This is a genomic window from Bacillus cereus group sp. BfR-BA-01441 (assembly GCF_022663075.1).
In the GTDB taxonomy this organism is placed as follows: Bacteria; Bacillota; Bacilli; order Bacillales; family Bacillaceae_G; genus Bacillus_A; species Bacillus_A cereus.
The window spans coordinates 1-286 of record NZ_JAKUEU010000319.1 but is presented as its reverse complement, the minus strand read 5'-3'; the positions used below and the strand labels follow the sequence as shown (position 1 = coordinate 286).

Genomic DNA, 286 nt, shown 5'->3' with positions numbered 1-286 from the left:
AAACCAAGACTATCCGTTTGAATTGTTGGTGGAAAAATTAAAAGTACAGCGTGATACTAGTCGAAATCCTATTTTTGACACGATGTTTACATTTCAAGATTCCAGTTACTCAAAAATTAGTATAGATGGATTACAATTCTCAACGGTGGATATCGAATTAAATTCTTCTAAATTCGATCTTTCCTTATATATAACCGAAGTGGAAGAGGGCTTACATGCACAATTCGAATATAGTACAGAGCTCTTTAAGAAAGATAGTATTGAGAGATTGAGTGAACATTTTTTA

1 protein-coding gene is annotated in these 286 nt (G+C 32.2%); it reads left to right on the top strand.

Going from position 1 to position 286, the window contains the following annotated elements:
• Nucleotides 1–286, top strand: a 286-nt coding sequence (locus MR107_RS30700) for a condensation domain-containing protein (RefSeq protein WP_242293203.1), incomplete at both ends; no start/stop codon positions are given.